We start from the raw sequence: 17,171 nt of genomic DNA on the forward strand, positions 1-17,171 counted from the left end.
TGGAGCATTTCCATTTACGTTCATCGTTATCTCACCCTATTACCTTCAATATTTACCTCTTATATCCATTTATATCGGACAAGTGAGCCGACATTTGAATATCCGCGGAAGAAAAAAAGCGGCCAGCTTGGCCGCTTGCAAGGAAATTCACGTTCGGGCATCATTACCCGCGGATGCTATAGGCAAAATGATATACGCGATCAATGGTATTCACGCTAGGCCGATCGGTCACTCTGGCCAGTACGCCGCAAAGATCAAAGTAGTGGGTGAAATTAATCGCTCCCGGCAAGAACTGGCTGAGGCTGGCGGTGGGAGACGGGAGAGATAGCGTAATGCTGAATTCCCCGCGGCTGTTGGTTGTAACAGTTCCGCTCCGATATCGATTGCCGCTGCCCTCGGTCCAATAGCTGTTCTCCCAGATCACTTCCACCTCTGCATTGGCTACAGCATAGTTATCGGACGTGGCCACCACGCCGTTGACTGTGAAGCTGTTTCCGGTAATCCGGTAGAATCGCCCGTAAGCATAGCTTGGATAATCGTTCGGACCGCCATTTGAGTTGTAACCGGTGATCACAATGCGGTCAGCCCGGAGAATCGGCTGTACATGGAGTGTGTAATTGGTATCGGAATAGCTGTTGGTTGTATACACCCGAAGGTAATAAGTGCCGGTACCTACAGCGGCTTTGTCAGTGTCGGAAGAGATCCGTGTCATGCGATTGCCGCTTAAGGCGCCGTACAGCTCCGCTTTGTAGCCGGCCGCGACAGAGGCCTGGTCCAGACTGATCTGGAATGCGTCATAATTGCGACTGGCTGGAACGGTGATTGCGTACCAATCCTGGTCCACTTCGGAGTTAATGGAGCGGCTGACAATGCTGGAACCTCCAAGCGCCACGGTGAACGGGTAAGCACGGAAAGCATTCTCATCCGTCTCGAACGGGTCATAGGTTGAACTCGTGGAGACCGTTAAATAGAACGGCTCGTTGATGCTTGCTCCGACCGCTCCATATACCTCCATCAGGTAGGCTTTAGGGGCGGAGGTCGTGTTCTTGGTGCCGACGTTCTCGGACAACGTTCTGGAGCCGTCGGCATAGTTGTTCAGATGGGTTCCATAGATGGAATAATCAATAGGATTGGGGTTCAAATCACCGGTAGACATATCGAATTCATAAAGGTACAGATCGTAGTCGAGCTGTGCGAGTGCGGGGCTGTCAAGCTGAACCTGCAGGATATCTCCGGGATTTACGTAAAACGGGTATAAAAAGGCGGAGGTTCCTTCCTGCTGGATATAACCGATGTATGTAGAAGTCTCTGCCGAGGTGCTGATCGATTGCGGTGAGGCGTTCATTTCATGGGCGGATGATTTCGATTTTGTTGTGATCGACTTCAGTGTTGCAGATAGGTCCGTTTGATGCTGCTTCAATTTCGCAGTATCCATCTCTGACTTGCTCTGGACAAGCTCGGTGATCACTTCTTCACTGGGCTGTAGTACCTCCGGTGGCGCGGCCGCCTCAAGATCTTCGCCGGTAATGACCGGGCCTTCCGGCAGGGGATCAGCAAATACCTGAAAGCTAAAGACGTGGATAACGAGTAGAATCATGGCCATGGTGAGGGAGAGTTTCTTTTTCATCAATTAGAACTCCTTTCAACCATCTAGAATATTTTAAATACAATTCCAGTATATTCTAAATATGATAGTTTGTTAAGGAGTTTCATAGATTGTTACATATATAGTCGTATTTCAACTATAACCATAAGCGGAACCTCTCTTGTAGCTGATGCGACATGTTCTGGTGGTAGTCCTTATCACGTAGATAGAGGCCGGTCTAAAGGGAATCCCGCAAGCGGCGAATGTCCCGAATTGGCGGCTGGCCGTACATGCGGGCATACTCGCGGCTGAATTGGGAGGGGCTTTCATACCCGACTTCGAAGGCAGCATCAGAAGCGTCCATCGAGGAAGAGAGAAGCAGGCGGCGCGCCTCTTGCAGGCGCAGCTGTTTCTGGTATCGGAGCGGGCTCATGCCTGTCACTTCGTTGAAAACTTCATAGAACGACGACTTGCTCATGGCCGCTTCTGCAGCCAGGTCGTCGATGCATAGCCGCTTCGCGAAGTTTCGGTTAAGCTGTTCGAGAACGCTCGCGATGCGCTGAGCATGACTGCCGATAAGAGCAAACTGCCTCATGCTGCCGCTTTGGTCGCTCTGAAGGATGCGGTAGATGATCTCGCGGATGATCATCGGGGCAAGAACCGGGATATCCTGCGGAGCATCAAGCAACCGGACAAGCCTTATAACCGCGTCGCTCAGCCCATCGTTCATCCGGCTGATGACCAGGCCACGCCGGGCCCCGGGTTCGGCGGGCGCCGATAATCCAGCCGTTTGGATGACATCCAGCAAACCGCGACGATCCAGCTGTAGCTGGAGGCATAGATAAGGGGCTTCCGGGGAGGCCTCAATCACTTGTCCGACAATCGGCAGATGAACTGAAGCCGTCAAATAACTGGACGGGTCGTAGCGGTAGCTCTCCTCCCCCAGCATCGCGATCTTGGCGCCTTGGGCTACGATGCAGAGCGATGGTTCGTATACAGAGTGCACAGGCTCCGACACCTGCGAAGACCGGATGATCCGCAACGACGGGATCGTGGTTTCATGGGTACCGTCAGCAGCTGCGTATCGCTTCATCGCTTCAACGAGCTCCGCACTTGGGCCCGGCAGGTTATCATCCATCATTCATGCCCTCCGTTCCTGTTAGTCTACTCCTACCATTGTATGAATTTCCGGAAGATTAGGCAAACGGGGTGTAATATCCGGCTACCGCTGGTCTTCCTGCAGGCGTCATAATGAGTGTGTAAGTGATGTATGAGGTGAAGGGAGAGGGAAGAATGGGCAATCACGATCATCATCCGTACCCGCATCCGTATGTCGGCATGTGGGTCACTAGAGACGGATTCATACGGCATGAATTGCTGCCGAACGGACGCTATGACGAAGCGCGCGGCACCCGCCAAAGCGCTTATCAGGGCCGCTACACGATAGACGGGGACCATATCGAGTATGTGGATGATACGGGCTTTACGGCCGACGGGGATTTTCGGGAGGGTGTTCTGTATCACGCCGGCATGGTGCTCTATCGCGAAGAACGACATGAGAATAAGGAGGCATAAGACCATGTTCCCTATAAAGGATAAAGTGATCATCATTACAGGGGCGAGCAGCGGAATTGGGGAAGCGACCGCGCGTCTGCTCGCCAGCCGCGGTGCCCATGTCGTGCTGGGGGCTCGGCGGACAGAGCGACTGAAGGTGCTGGTATCCGCTATTGAGGCGGACGGCGGCTCGGCGTTGCATCAGGCGCTTGATGTGACCGATCCCAAGCAGATGGAGGCCATCGTCGCGCTGGCCCGTAAGCAGTACGGGCGGGTCGATGTGCTTGTGAACAACGCGGGAGTGATGCCATTGTCTCCGCTAGAAGCGTTGAAAATTGATGAGTGGAACCGCATGATCGACGTGAACATTCGTGGCGTCCTTCACGGTATAGCCGCAGTGCTGCCTGTTATGCAGGCTCAAGGAACCGGCCAGATCGTGAACATCGCTTCCATTGGCGCATATGAGGTATCGCCGACCGCGGCGGTTTATTGTGCAACGAAATACGCGGTGCGTGCGATCACCGAGGGGCTTCGCCTGGAAGCCGGTCCGGGCATTCGCGTGACGCTTGTGTCGCCTGGTGTTACGGAGTCCGAGCTGGCGGACAGTATATCGGATGCGGGAGCTGCCGCGCTGATGAAGGAGTACCGCCGGCATGCGATCCCGGCCTCAGCCATCGCAGGTGCGATCACCTATGCGATTGAACAGCCCGCGGATGTGGATGTGAATGAACTTGTTGTGCGGCCTGCCGCGCAGCGGGCATAACGCCTTAAGCTGTCCGCTGCCTAAGCGGCGGGAAATGCGTACTGTCTGCCGCATATGCCAGCGTAGACGAAGCCCAGCCGTGAGGCTGGGCTTTTTTTGGGGCTATCTGTATATGCCAAGTTGGGGAGATTCGGATTAGGCTCGCATCATTCCTTTCCGAACAGCCCTTTATTAATCAGATGATACAGAATTTCCGCGATTTCCCGCGGGGACTTGTCCATGTCATTGCTGAGCCAAGCCTTCATCACATGGATGCATCCGCTGATGATGAACGTGCTCATATACTCCGAAAGATCCTCATCAAGATGCCTCACGACTGTCCAGTGCTCCATAAAGTATTTATGGGCAAACGTCATGACCTTTAGCTGGAAGGAAGAATCCATTCTCTCGTTAAGCAGCGTTTGGGAGATGTCTCGCTTGGAGGCGAAATACTCCAGCAAGTTCTCGAGGAGCGGAAGGGCGTCCTCTTCATTCTCATATTGAAACTGGTTCAAATAACCGGTCAGATCGGTCATAATTTCTTCTTCAATTTGCTCCAGCAGATCATATTGATCGGCATAATGAGCATAAAAAGTAGAACGGTTGATATCGGCCAGTTCGCAAATGTCCTTCACGGTAATGGAGGATAGTGGTCTTTCCTTCAATAGCTGGATCAAGCTGTCTCTAAGCACCATCCGTGTGTATTTTTTACGCCGGTCTAATGCAGCCATATCGAGCTCCTTCTTCCGTTTATCCAACATAATTCCCGATTGTGTCGGGTAACTTACGGATTCTAATGAACTGTATGTTGAGTAAGCAACACCGTGTCGATATAATGATAGCGTGTAGATGAATAATGGGCAAGAGAGGGTGCATTAGAATAAGTATGGCAGCAAGAATTCTCAAGTATAAAAAAGCCGTTGCGATCGTATTCGCTATACTTACGGTGATCTGCATCTTCGCACAGTTCGGGGTATCGGTCAATTACGATATGAAGGACTATTTGCCCGAAGGTGCTCCGTCCACGGCTGCGATGGACATGATGGAGAAGGAATTCGAAGGGAGTGTTCCTTCCAATCGTGTGATGATCCATGATGTCACGCTCCAAGAGGCGCTTGCGTTCAAGGAGGAGCTTGCGGCGATCGACGGCGTGTCGGATGTAACCTGGCTTGATGATGCGTTCGATCTGAAGACGCCGATTGAAATGGCGGATGAAGAGACAGTAAGAACGTATTACAGGGACGGAACAGCCTTATATATGTTCAGCATCCGGGATGGGGATGAAGTGGCGGTTACCGACGCCATATACAGCCTGATCGGCGAGGATAACGCCATGGCAGGGGAATCGGTGAACACGGCCACACAGCAGAAGATGGCAGGTTCGGAATCGCTGTTCGCAGCCGCGCTGCTCGTTCCGATCATTATCATCATTCTGGTGATCTCCACCACATCATGGGTGGAACCGCTGCTCTTTTTAACGGCAATAGGTGTCTCGATTCTCATTAATATGGGCACGAACCTGTTCCTGGGGGAAGTCTCGTTTATCACCCAGTCGGTCGCTCCGATACTGCAGCTGGCGGTGTCGCTCGATTATGCGATCTTCCTGCTGCACAGCTTCTCTGACTACCGGAAGAAGGTAGCGGACCCGCAGGAAGCGATGCGGCTCGCGATGAAAAGCTCCTTCTCGGCGATTGCGGCCAGTGCATCGACGACCTTCTTCGGGTTCATTGCACTGTCGTTCATGAAGTTTGAAATCGGTTCGGACCTGGGCATTAATCTGGTCAAAGGAATTCTGCTCAGCTTCATTAGCGTCATGGTGTTCCTGCCTGCATTGACGCTGCTCTTCTACAAATGGATTGACAAGACCCAGCACAAACCGTTCATTCCGGCCATTAAAAATGTAGGCAAAGCCGTGGTGAAGGTCAGGGTTGGCAGTCTGCTTGTCGTTCTTCTGCTGGTGGTGCCGGCATTTCTCGCACAGGCGCAGACCACGTTCACTTATGGCATTGGCGATCAGCCCGAAACGACAAGAGCGGGCAAGGATATAGCCCAGATCAAGGCTCATTTCGGGGAAAGCACACCGATGGTGCTGCTGGTTCCTAAGGGGGATGTTGCCAAGGAAGAGGAGCTGGTGCGGGATCTGGAGGGCATTCAGCATGTCACGAGCGTGTTGGCATACGTCAACACCGTCAGTGCCGCGATTCCTCCAGAGTATCTGGACGCTTCGATCACGGAGCAGTTTTATTCCGAGCATTACAGCCGGATCATCCTCCAGACCAATACGAAAAATGAGGGCGAGGAGGCCTTCGGCTTGATTGAGAAGGTGCAGGAAACGGTGGCTTCTTATTATTCCGAGGATGTACATCTGGTCGGGGAAAGCGTGACCTTGTACGATATCAGAAATACGGTGCTGGAGGATAATCGGCAGGTCAATCTGTTAACTCTTCTGACGATTGCCTTGGTGCTGCTGATCACTTTCAAATCGATCTCCATTCCAGTGATTCTGCTGTTAACGATTCAGTCAGCGGTGTGGATCAATCTGTCGGTTCCGTACTTCTCGGATACAACGCTGGTGTACGTAGGGTATCTGCTGATCAGCATCATTCAGCTGGCGGCAACCGTAGACTATGCGATTCTGCTTATGGATGCGTACCGGGAGCACCGGCAGGAGCTGACGGTTCGCGAAGCGATCAAGAAGACGCTGGATGAGAAAATATTTGCGATTGCGATTTCCGCTTCGATTCTGTCGAGTGTCGGGTTCATATTGTGGATCACCTCCTCCAACCCGATTGTAGGCTCGATTGGACTGCTGCTGGGAAGAGGCGCACTGCTTGCCTTTATTATGGTTATTTTCTTCCTGCCGGCATGTCTCGCAGTGTTTGATAAGTTGATTGCCACAACGACCTGGAAAGCAAATTTCTATAAGGAGAAAAGATGATGAAGAGTATACAAAGGGTTCTGCTAGTCTTCGCTGCTGTCATTCTACTGCTTCCGTCTTTTCTTGTGACAGCTTCACAGAACAGCAATAGCAGCACATCCAGTGAAGAGGTAGTGCAAGGGGCGGGGGTTGTCTCCGCCAAGGATGAAGTGGTTTATGCAAGGCTGGGGGCAACCGGCGATAAGCAAGAAATATATGTTGTCAACGTTCTGGACGTTGAACAAGCGGGGACAATTACAGATTACGGCACGTACACCAGCCTGAAAAATTTGACTGACATGTCCCCCCTGGAGCAAACAGGCGATGCGGTCGAAGTGGCCGCGCCGAAGGGGAAGTTCTATTATCAGGGGAATATGAACGATGCGGCATTGCCTTGGAATATTTCCGTGTCTTATCTGCTGGACGGGAAGGAGATTGCCCCTGAGGATCTCGCCGGCGCAGAGGGCCACGTGCAAATTAAGATTGAGACATCGTCGAACGAGGAAGTGGACGAGGTATTTTTCCAGAATTACTTGCTGCAGGTGTCGCTCTCGCTCGATACGAAGATTTTCCGCAATATCCAGGCACCTGACGGTGTCATAGCCAACGCAGGGAAGAATCAGCAAGTGACCTTCACCGTCATGCCCGAGAAGCATGCGAATCTGCTTGTCGAGGCGGATGCAGCCGGGTTCGAGCTGGACGGGATTGATATCACCGCCATTCCTTCCTCCATGTCGATCGACGCGCCGGATCTGGATGGGATGACGGAGGATATGGGCGCATTGACGAACGCCATCGGCGAAGTGCATGAAGGCGTCGGGGAGTTGCTGAACGGGGTCCATGAATTAAACGATGGCATGAAGGAACTCCACAGCGGCTCAGAGGAATACAAGAACGGCATTTCCACGATTCATCACTCCTCATCCGAGCTGGTGAATGCGTCCGGCAGCATCGCTCAGGCGCTCGATACATTGCATGCATCCCTGGACGGAGGGATGGACGAATCCGGTCTCGGGGACCTGAATCAGCTTGTGACCGGGCTTTCCCAGATTGCCGGCGGGCTTAGAGAGACCGCCACGGGGCTTGGCACTTTGCAAGAGAATTATGCGAAGGCACATGGCGCCTTGCAGTCGGCCATGGCGGCGATTCCGGAGCAGGCGATATCGGAAGCGGACATTCAGCAGCTATACGGCAGCGGGGCAGACCCTGCGGTTGTCGAGCGGCTGGTTGAGACGTATGCGGCCGCCCAGACCGCGAAGGGGACTTACTCGGCAGTGAAGGCAGGCCTTGATGCGGTTGATGGCGTGCTGGGACAAGTGCGCGCTTCCCTGGCCGAGATGGCCAATCAATTGGATGCGATGTCCCAAGGGCTGGCCGCTTCGCAGGGCGAGGCAGATGCTGCCGCAGCTTCATTCGTCCAGCTGCAGGAAGGAATCAAGCTCCTGTCTACGAATTATAAGGAGTTTCATGCCGGACTGGTCGAGTACACCGGGGGCATCAGCCAGCTGTCCAGTTCTTATGAAGAGATGCACAGCGGCCTTGGCGCGCTGTCCGAGGGCACCGCTGAGTTTGAGAACGGCATAGGCAAGCTGCATGACGGCACTGATGAGCTCTATGCTTCCACGAAGGATCTGCCGGATCAGATGAAGGAAGAGGCCGACCGGATGATGGCCGAGTTCGACAAATCCGACTTTGAGCCAGTCTCCTATGTATCGCCGAAGAATACGATGATCAACACGGTTCAGTTTGTGTTCAAGACCGAAGGGATCAAGATTCCGGAGGTTGAAGAGACAGAGGCTCCGGAAGAGGCCAAGGCGGGCTTCTGGGACCGCTTCGCCAATCTGTTCAAAGGTTGGTTCTAGCTCGCTAGAATAGATTGAATTTGAGAGACATCCCGCATAGTGGCACCAGCCCGACAATGCTATAATGCTTGTAGGTACTAGAGAGATGAGAATTGACTCATTAACAGAAGGGGAGCCGACATCATTGAATATCGATATTGTCATTACGTTGTCGGTGCTGGTGCTGGCATCGGTCTTGTTTATATCCGGCAAGGTGCGCTCGGACATGGTGGCGATCGGCGCGTTGATTGCGCTGATGCTGTTCGGAATCTTAACCCCAACCGAGGCGCTGTCCGGCTTCTCCAGCACCGTGGTGATCATGATGGCCGGCCTGTTCGTGGTCGGCGGGGGGATCTTTCAGACTGGACTCGCCAAGCTGATCAGCGGCAAGCTGCTCCAGCTGGCGGGGACGAGCGAGACCCGGCTGCTTATTGTCATAATGCTGGCGACAGGCTTTATGGGCACATTCATCAGCAACACGGGAACGATTGCGGTCATGATGCCTATTGTGGTCAGCATGGCGATGAGCGCCGGCGTCAATCCGGCTCGGCTGCTGATGCCGCTTGCGTTCGCCAGCAGCATGGGGGGAGCGCTCACCTTGATCGGGACACCGCCCAATCTTGTCATACAGGATGTGCTGGTGGCCGGAGGATTCGAAGGGCTGCGCTTCTTCTCCTTCACGCCGATCGGTCTGCTCGCCCTTGCCGTCGGGATCATCTGCATGCTGTTTCTGCGCAGGTGGCTGCCGAGGCAGGAGGATGGGCTGACGCAGCGATCGGAGGCTCGCTCCACGAAGGCGATTGCGGCGGAATATCGGCTGGGGCAGAATCTGTATCGCGTGCAGGTGAATGCCGATTCGCCACTATGCTCAAAAAGGTTAAAGGAACTGCGGTTGTCGGAACGGTATCATGTGAATATCATCGAAGTCCGGCGCAGGATGTCCATGAAGAATCAGTTCTTCAAGACGATTCCGCAGGAAGTGGCCACTTCGGAGACGGAGCTGCAGGAAGGGGATATTCTGTATGTTCATGGCGCCTTTGAAGATGTAAAGGTGCTGGCCGAGGATTGCGGGCTGATGCTTCTCGACCATCAAGCTGCAGAAGCTGCGCTCACCACTGGGGATATCGGGATAGCAGAGGTGTTGCTTGCTCCCTCCTCAACGCTCATTCACAAGCGGGTGGCCGAATCAGGATTTCGGGAGAAATTCCGGCTGAACATACTGGGGATCCGGCGCAAGGACGAGGTCATCCTGCATCATCTGAAGGATGAGCGGATGCGTTACGGAGATGCGATGCTGGTCCAGGGAGCGTGGAAGGATATCGCGCTGCTGGCCGAGGAGACGGATGTCGTTGTTGTCGGACAACCTGCTGAGGAGGCGCGGAAGGTAACGCTTGACCATAAAGCGCCGATTGCCGCCGGCATTATGCTGCTCATGGTCGGCCTGCTCATTATTGATGTGATTCCGGCGGTAGCCTCGGTCATGATCTGCGCTGTCCTGATGGTGCTGTTCGGCTGTCTTCGCAGCATGGAGGATGCCTACAAAACGATGAACTGGGAAAGCATCGTATTGATTGGCGGCATGCTTCCTGTATCCATTGCGATTGAGAAGACGGGGGCAGCCGCCCTGTTATCCAATGGACTTGTGGACATGCTGGGAAGCTTCGGCCCGCATGTTATGCTCGCGGGAATCTATGCTCTAACATCGCTGCTGACGCTCTTCATCAGCAATACGGCGTGTGCCGTGCTTGTGGCACCGATCGCGCTGGCTTCCGCAGTGGAGCTCGGGGTCAGCCCGTATGCGTTTCTGTTCGCGGTGGCCATCGGAGCCAGCATGTGCTTTGCGGTTCCGTTCTCCACACCGCCGAATGCCTTGGTGATGTCGGCAGGACGTTATGCCTTCATGGATTTTGTCAAAGTAGGCTTACCGCTGCAGGTGATCGTCGCTGTGGTGATGATTACGGTGCTGCCGTTGTTTTTCCCGTTTTAAGGGCATGTTTTCCAGGCGTTAATAGTTGTGATTAGTCGTGATTTTACAGTCGTGATTAGTCGTGATTTTCAGGCATTATATATTTCGGTAGACCCCTCGCAAGAGGGGCTTTTTTCTTATACCCACGCAGATGATTGGACATGGCCAAGTGGGCCATGCTGCCCGGTGATTGCCAGATGGCCGCGGGGGTGACCGGCTACCGAGAAGGGACATTGTGGGTGAGCCGCAGCATAAGGCTTGCTTATTGCTACGGCATAAAGCTTGGTGTACCAGCCGGACGCATGCCTTATATGACTTGGCGATTCCGTCTTTTCTCTTATGGCTGATGCGAGCCTAGTCTTTTTCGGGCGGAATTGTTCTTGGGGGTCACCGGGATGTGCGGCATCGCTTTTCCGAGGCCGTACTTCGGCATGTTTCTGTACATCGCTTCATAAGCACCGCCCTGCAGCTGATACGTTTCATGATATACGCCGACGGCAGGGTTATGGCCGACATGCTTATTGAAATTCTCCCATGCAGCCATGTGCTTCTTGTTATGGGCATAGGCAATCAGATCATCCACCGAACGCCAGTACTGGATCATCGCCGTGGTACGCAGCCCTAAATAACTCTCCATGGATAAGAAGCCCAGCTCCTCCTTGTGGGTATACAGCTCGCGAATCATGCCGGGCATAGCGTGAAACACAGGCAGCCACTTATGAATAGCCAGCGGCTTGTTAATTCGCATGCCAATGATAAATACTACGATGTCCTCGCTGTTGTCCGTCGTATAGGGCCCTGTGAAAATAGAATTTCCCATCGTACCTCCTCTAATCAGCTTGAGTCATTTGCTTCCATCATACAACGCATTATATTGGAGGAGAACGGGAATGGCTGTAAAAATGCTGAATGAATGACTCCATAATCATTTACAAACCAACGGTCGGTATTTATAATGAGTGTATCACTTACTTTTGCATGGGAGGGGACCTATTGAAACAGGAGGAACGCAGACAACAGACGACGAGACGTTTAATGGAGGCGACCCGGGCGCTGATAGAAGAAAAGGGCTGTAATTCCATTACGATGCAGGACATCGTGGGCCGGTCCGGCCTGTCCAAGGGAGCGATTTTTCATTATGTGAAAAGCAAGGACGAGATCTTTGTATGGCTGCTGCAAGAAGGGCTTGAGGAAACAAACCAGCGTTTCATGAGCGAGATTGAGCAAGGGCACCGCCGCTTTGAGGAGCCGATGCAGCAGATCGCGGAAAGCATTATCCAATATGAGAATCCGCTTAACGTGACCAACAAGGTGCTGCTGTATTTGCTTGGCAAGGAAAAGGACCCTGTCGTTGGGGAGGCCTTGAAACTGTATTACGATCGGTCGGTGTATCTGTCCAGGTTGTGGATCGAGACAGGACAGCGCTACGGTGTTATTCCTGAATCGGTCGAGGCGGACAAAACGGCAGAGATGTTTACGCTGATGACGCTCGGTCTCCGGATCCGCTCCAGCATCCCGGGTACAGAGGCGGTCTTCAAAGCGCATGATATCACCGCGTGGATGACCAGTATGTTGAACCCTCCGAAAGAGGGGAAATAGAAAGGATGAGCGTATTATGGGAATGTGGTTAATCGTACACTTGATTGGTGTCCTCTTAATGGTCGGAAATGTGGTGACTGCGGCATTTTGGAAAATCAAGGCCGATCAGACCGGGAATCCGCATGTGATTCATCACACGGCCAAGCAAGTCATGTTGGCGGACTATGTGTTTACGATACCGGGCCTTGCCCTGATTATCTTATCTGGCGGGGTGATGGCCGGCGTATCAGGCTTCTCATGGTCGGGTCTGAACTGGCTTACGCTTTCACTAGGCCTGTTTGCCGTGACCGGAGTGATCTGGCTGGCTGTGCTCATTCCGCTCCAGCGCACAATGATCCGGCTGAGCAGCGAGAGTGCCAAGAGCGGTGTAATCTCTGCGGAATATAAGCGGGCATCCCGTTTATGGGCGATATATGGGACGGCCGCCACTTTATTACCGTTAGTCATTCTTTACTTGATGGTGATGAAAGGGTTTTAGGTTTAGGGGGTGACGCTCGGTGGAGGGGTCTCGGGTGTGCATCATGCTGAGCAGGCTTGTCCCCCCGAATGCCAGTTGCCAAAATGGCCATGATTCGTTATGCTAGTTCCAAACTGAATAGAATGCGGGTGCTGGATGAAGTCCGGCTGAGATCAGAGCCTTGTGCTCGGGACCGTTAATCTGATCCAGGTAATGCTGGCGTAGAGAATATCGTTCGAATTGTTATAAGCCATTCGTGTATTCTCGAATGGTTTTTTTGCATATTCGGGAGAGAACGGGGCTAAGTTGTCCCGCCAATCCAGTGTCGTTCTCTGGATCGAACGTCGAACTGTGATCAGGAATTTTGATAGATGCGGGAGTGATCCGACTTATGGGGAAGGAAAGTGGACTGAAGGAGCGTTATTCCAGACAGATGCTGTTCGCTCCGATTGGCGAGGAGGGCCAGCGGAAGCTTCTGGAAAGCACGGTTTGCATTATAGGGATGGGCGCGCTCGGCACGGTGCTGGCTAATCATTTGGTTCGTTCCGGCGTCGGACGCGTTCGAATGGTGGACCGGGATTATGTAGAACCAAGCAATCTGCAGAGACAGATGCTGTTTGATGAAGCGGATGCGGCCGAGGCGCTGCCGAAAGTGGTGGCAGCCCGGAACAAGCTGCAGCGTATAAATTCAGAGATTGAGCTGGAGGCGGTGTTCACGGACGTGACGCCAGCGAACGTGCTTGAACTGATTCAGGATGTGGATCTGGTGCTGGACGGAACGGATAATTTCCAGACCCGTTTTCTGCTGAATGATGCTTGTTTCTCGAAGCGCGTTCCGTTCGTGTATGGCGGGGCGGTGAGCTCGCGCGGGATGAGCGCTGTGTTCATCCCGGGGGTCACGCCATGTCTGCGCTGCTTCATCCAGTCGGCGGACGCCGGTGGGCAGACCTGTGACACGGTTGGAGTCATCTCGCCGATTGTCGATATTGTGGCTTCTTATCAGGCGGTGGAGGCGCTGAAGTACTTGACCGGAGCCGCGGAGGCGAGAAGGGACAGCCTGCTGACACTGGATATATGGCATAACCAGTATTATGCGATGAAGCTTGGCAAGCCGAGGGAGACCTGTCCTTGCTGCGGACTTAAGCAGTATCCGGCGCTCCGGGAGGAGGAAGCGACGCTGCTGTCACTGTGCGGCCGGGATTCTATTCAAATCTCGGGGCATGAGCCGTTCGACCTTGCGCTGTGGCATCAGCGCCTGAGTCCGGCTGTGCGGAACACGAAGGTGAATGATTATCTGCTCCGGGCGACGCTGCCGGAAGGCGAACGGCTGGTGCTGTTTGCAGATGGGCGGTTGCTCGTTCAGGGCACGGACGACCCGGCCAGGGCGAAGACGCTTGTGGCTCGTTATATCGGAAGCTGATGAATATGAGCAAGGAGGATATTTAGACATGGTTGATTTTAGCTTGTACGCCATTACCGGCGAGGACTTCCATCCAGGTAGAGATCTGGTGGAAGTGATGGAGGAAGCGATCTTGGGCGGGGCGGATATTGTACAGTTCCGGGACAAGACAAGCAGCAAGGCCGAGATGTTGCATAAGGCGAAGGCGCTGCGGGTGTTAACACGCAAATACGGAATACCGTACATCGTGAATGATGATGTCGAGCTGGCGCTGGAAGTGGGCGCAGACGGAATTCATCTTGGACAGGGAGATATGCCGATTGAAGAGGCCCGGCGGCGTGTCGGGGGCAAAATCATCGGCATCTCGACCCATGCGTTAGAGGAAGCGAGGCTGGCAGAGCAGCAGGGAGCCGATTACATTGGAGCCGGTCCGGTCTATGCGACGAAGACCAAGGCGGACGCTGTCAGCCCGGTTGGCTTATCCTATATTACCGAAGTGGCGGAGAACATCTCGATTCCCTTCGTGGCCATTGGCGGCATCAAGCTGAGCAATGTGGATGAGGTGATCCGTGCGGGAGCACGGCGTGTCTGCGCGATCAGCGAAATTGTCGGCAGTGATGATGTTATGGGCACATGCAGGGCGTTCATCGAGAAGCTAAAAAGCGAGGGGATGAGGGAATGGAGCTGATCATTAACGGCAGCAAGCGGGAGCTTCAGCTGGAGTCACGTACACTCGCTGAAGTGATCGACAAGCTGGGGCTCTCCGGCAAGCCGGTGGTGGCCGAGGTGGATGGCGAAGTGCTGGTGGCGGAGCAGTGGCCGGCTTTTGCAGTCATGCCAGGGATGAAAATTGAACTGGTTCATTTTGTAGGAGGGGGTTGAGCAGATGAGTGCAGATACTTGGCGGATCGGGAAGCATGAGATGTCGTCCCGCTTCTTTCTAGGAACCGGCCTGTTCCCGAGCCCGCTCGTGCAGCAGGAAGCCATTTCTGCCTCTGGCGCAGAGGTGCTGACCTTCGCTATTCGCAGAGTCAATCTGGATGCGGTCGAGGATGATTCCATTCTTCAGCATATCGAGCCTGGCGCATTTATCTTTCTTCCGAATACGTCCGGAGCCCGGACGGCGGATGAAGCTGTACGAATTGCCCGTCTCGCCAGAGCTTCCGGGCTGAGCGACTGGGTAAAGGTGGAGATCAGCGCAAGTGAGCGGACACTGCTGCCAGATCCGATTGAGACGCTGCGGGCGACGGAGATTCTGGTTCGTGAAGGATTTACGGTTCTTCCCTATATTTCGGATGACCCGATCATTTGCAGGAAGCTGGAAGAGGCCGGCGCAGCGGCGATTATGCCGGGCGGCGCTCCGATTGGCACCGGGCTTGGGATTCTGAATCCGTATAACATCGGTTTGATTGTGGAGGAGGCTCGGGTGCCGGTCATCATTGATGCCGGTCTGGGGACGGCCAGCGATGCTTCCCTTGCTATGGAGCTGGGCGCGTCCGCCGTTCTGATGAATACGCCAGTGGCCAAAGCGAAGGATCCTGTAGGCATGGCGAAAGCGATGAGGATGGCGATTGAGGCGGGCCGATTAGCGTACGTGTCCGGCCGGATGCCGAAGAAGCGGTATGCGTCCGCAAGCAGCGGCATGGCGTCACTGATCGTTAAATAAAGCCGCTCACTCCGCGCAGCGAAAGGGAATCATCCGGCTGCTGATGGGCTTCAACGGTCGTAATGGAGAGGCGGTGGGGGTGATGCCTGCCGGGTAACTCCTGCGATAGGGTAGCTTTGGTGGCCGGGGCACCGTACAGTGGCGGGGGAAATTCCCGACTACAGGGGATAGAAAAAAGGAGCTGAGAAGATGAACGACACGATCATCGTCATGGGCGGCGGAATTATCGGGTTGTCCTGCGCGCTGGAGCTGCGCCGGCGCGGCGCAGAAGTGCGCCTGCTGGAAACGGCCTCCTGCGGCGGGCAGGCGTCGGGCGCAGCGGCCGGCATGCTGGCGCCATATTCGGAGAATCTGGAAGCTCCGGATGCGTTCTTTATGCTCTGCAGGGAAAGCTTGCAGCTGTATCCGGACTGGCAGCAGCAGATTCGGGAGCTGACCGGAATGGACTTTGAGTATACCGCGTGCGGCAGCCTGTATGTTGCCTATCATGAGGCGGACCTGCTGGCGCTCGAAAGCCGAATGAACTGGCAGCGGGACTACGGCTCGAGCGCGGTTGTTTTGCAGGACCAGGAACTGTTTGACGCGGAGCCGGGACTGTCCCGCAAGGCGATAGCCGCGCTCCTGACGCCGGAGGAACACCATATTTATGCTCCGGATTTCGTCAAAGCGCTGAAGGCAGCCTGCTTGCAGGAAGGGGTTCGCATTCATGAGCATCTGGATGCTCTGGATCTGGTCGAGTGGAAGGATCGGATCGAGGTTCGGGCCCGCAGTGGTCGTGCTTTCACAGGAGATCAGCTGCTTGTCTGTACCGGAGCCTGGGCGGGCGCGATGTCGGACTTGCTCGGCGTCCGGATTCCCGTGCAGCCGATCCGGGGCCAGATCTGTGCTTACGCCTGGGGTGAGAACAGGACGCCGCTGAACCATATGGTTTTTTGCAGCCAAGGGTATATGGTGCAGAAAGGAAACGGTACACTGGTGTGCGGCGCGTCTGAAGATATCGCGGGCTTCGATTCCAGCGTGACTGAGCGCGGCATCCGCCGTCTGATGCAGTGGAACCATAAGGTGGTGCCCGTGCTTGAAGGGCTGACGCCGTTTCACCGCTGGGCAGGGCTGAGGCCGTCGACGCTGGATGGCCAGCCGCTGATCGGCCGCCTGCCGCATGCGGATCGGGTGCTGCTGGCGGCAGGGCATTACCGCAACGGCATACTGCTCAGTCCCGTGACGGCGATGCTGGCTGCGGATTGTGCCGAGGGCAAGCCCCTCCCGGCATGGCAGCAGGCGTTCCGTCCCGACCGATTCGGGACGGCGGCCACCCGGGTGGATGCTGCTGGTGCTGCCCACGCAATGAGAAGGGGCTGTCCAATAAGTCCCTAAAGTAAAAAGGTTGGACGGAGAAATGGTTCTCTTCTCGTCCAACCTTTTTACTTTAGGGACTTATTGGACAG

At 54.5% G+C, this 17,171-nt stretch carries 16 protein-coding genes; 12 read left to right on the plus strand and 4 right to left on the minus strand.

Translation table 11 applies throughout. The annotated features are described in order from the left end of the window. Positions 1–163 precede the first annotated feature (163 nt). Positions 164–1,627 (minus strand): hypothetical protein, encoded by a 1,464-nt coding sequence (locus tag CHH75_RS23750; RefSeq protein WP_095399313.1) that lies wholly within the window; start codon positions 1,625–1,627, stop codon positions 164–166. Positions 1,628–1,823: 196 nt separating this feature from the next. Next, on the minus strand, positions 1,824–2,723 hold the full coding sequence (locus CHH75_RS23755; protein WP_095399326.1) for an AraC family transcriptional regulator: 900 nt from the start codon (positions 2,721–2,723) through the stop codon (positions 1,824–1,826). A 155-nt stretch (positions 2,724–2,878) separates the two neighbouring features. On the opposite strand from CHH75_RS23755, the gene CHH75_RS23760 reads away from it, so the two are divergent. Together CHH75_RS23760 and CHH75_RS23765 are read left to right on the plus strand one after the other, a co-directional pair. Further along, positions 2,879–3,160, plus strand: a complete 282-nt coding sequence (locus CHH75_RS23760; RefSeq protein ID WP_095399314.1) for an Atu4866 domain-containing protein — start codon at positions 2,879–2,881, stop codon at positions 3,158–3,160. Positions 3,161–3,164: 4 nt separating this feature from the next. Next, complete coding sequence (locus tag CHH75_RS23765; RefSeq protein ID WP_095399315.1) at positions 3,165–3,902, plus strand: SDR family oxidoreductase; 738 nt, start codon at positions 3,165–3,167, stop codon at positions 3,900–3,902. A gap of 146 nt (positions 3,903–4,048) precedes the next feature. Here CHH75_RS23765 and CHH75_RS23770 read toward each other — a convergent pair whose 3' ends face one another. Then, complete coding sequence (locus tag CHH75_RS23770) at positions 4,049–4,612, minus strand: TetR/AcrR family transcriptional regulator (protein WP_255223105.1); 564 nt, start codon at positions 4,610–4,612, stop codon at positions 4,049–4,051. A 155-nt stretch (positions 4,613–4,767) separates the two neighbouring features. Between CHH75_RS23770 and CHH75_RS23775 the strand changes: the two genes are divergently transcribed. From CHH75_RS23775 to CHH75_RS23785, 3 genes are all read left to right on the plus strand, one after another. Beyond that, on the plus strand, positions 4,768–6,819 hold the full coding sequence (locus tag CHH75_RS23775; RefSeq protein ID WP_095399316.1) for an efflux RND transporter permease subunit: 2,052 nt from the start codon (positions 4,768–4,770) through the stop codon (positions 6,817–6,819). Beyond that, on the plus strand, positions 6,816–8,660 hold the full coding sequence (locus CHH75_RS23780) for a YhgE/Pip domain-containing protein (RefSeq protein WP_176475658.1): 1,845 nt from the start codon (positions 6,816–6,818) through the stop codon (positions 8,658–8,660). Before CHH75_RS23775 ends, CHH75_RS23780 begins: the two co-directional genes overlap by 4 nt. Positions 8,661–8,784: 124 nt before the next feature. Next, on the plus strand, positions 8,785–10,626 hold the full coding sequence (locus CHH75_RS23785; protein WP_095399318.1) for an SLC13 family permease: 1,842 nt from the start codon (positions 8,785–8,787) through the stop codon (positions 10,624–10,626). A 316-nt stretch (positions 10,627–10,942) separates the two neighbouring features. Here CHH75_RS23785 and CHH75_RS23790 read toward each other — a convergent pair whose 3' ends face one another. Next, entirely contained in the window at positions 10,943–11,425 is a 483-nt protein-coding gene (locus CHH75_RS23790) for a DUF4188 domain-containing protein (protein WP_095399319.1), read from the minus strand. Positions 11,426–11,598: 173 nt separating this feature from the next. Here CHH75_RS23790 and CHH75_RS23795 point away from each other — a divergent pair, with 173 nt between their 5' ends. The 7 genes from CHH75_RS23795 (at position 11,599) to thiO (ending at position 17,100) form a co-directional block, all read left to right on the plus strand. Continuing rightward, positions 11,599–12,204, plus strand: a complete 606-nt coding sequence (locus CHH75_RS23795; RefSeq protein ID WP_095265156.1) for a TetR/AcrR family transcriptional regulator — start codon at positions 11,599–11,601, stop codon at positions 12,202–12,204. A 16-nt stretch (positions 12,205–12,220) separates the two neighbouring features. Further along, positions 12,221–12,682, plus strand: a complete 462-nt coding sequence (locus CHH75_RS23800; RefSeq protein WP_095399320.1) for a DUF2269 family protein — start codon at positions 12,221–12,223, stop codon at positions 12,680–12,682. A 370-nt stretch (positions 12,683–13,052) separates the two neighbouring features. After that, positions 13,053–14,081, plus strand: a complete 1,029-nt coding sequence (locus CHH75_RS23805; protein ID WP_095399321.1) for a ThiF family adenylyltransferase — start codon at positions 13,053–13,055, stop codon at positions 14,079–14,081. Positions 14,082–14,109: 28 nt separating this feature from the next. Then, positions 14,110–14,748: a thiamine phosphate synthase gene (gene thiE, locus CHH75_RS23810; RefSeq protein ID WP_095399322.1), complete on the plus strand. Its 639-nt coding sequence runs from the start codon at positions 14,110–14,112 to the stop codon at positions 14,746–14,748. Next, a complete protein-coding gene (thiS, locus tag CHH75_RS23815; RefSeq protein WP_095265152.1) occupies positions 14,739–14,942 on the plus strand; it encodes a sulfur carrier protein ThiS in 204 nt (67 codons plus the stop codon). The genes thiE and thiS overlap by 10 nt, the downstream gene beginning before the upstream one ends. A 4-nt stretch (positions 14,943–14,946) precedes the next feature. Continuing rightward, positions 14,947–15,726: a thiazole synthase gene (locus CHH75_RS23820; RefSeq protein ID WP_095399323.1), complete on the plus strand. Its 780-nt coding sequence runs from the start codon at positions 14,947–14,949 to the stop codon at positions 15,724–15,726. A 189-nt stretch (positions 15,727–15,915) separates the two neighbouring features. Continuing rightward, on the plus strand, positions 15,916–17,100 hold the full coding sequence (gene thiO / locus CHH75_RS23825; RefSeq protein WP_095399324.1) for a glycine oxidase ThiO: 1,185 nt from the start codon (positions 15,916–15,918) through the stop codon (positions 17,098–17,100). Positions 17,101–17,171 lie beyond the last annotated feature (71 nt).

The organism is Paenibacillus sp. 7541, assembly GCF_002276395.1.
Taxonomy (GTDB): Bacteria; Bacillota; Bacilli; order Paenibacillales; family Paenibacillaceae; genus Paenibacillus_AQ; species Paenibacillus_AQ campinasensis.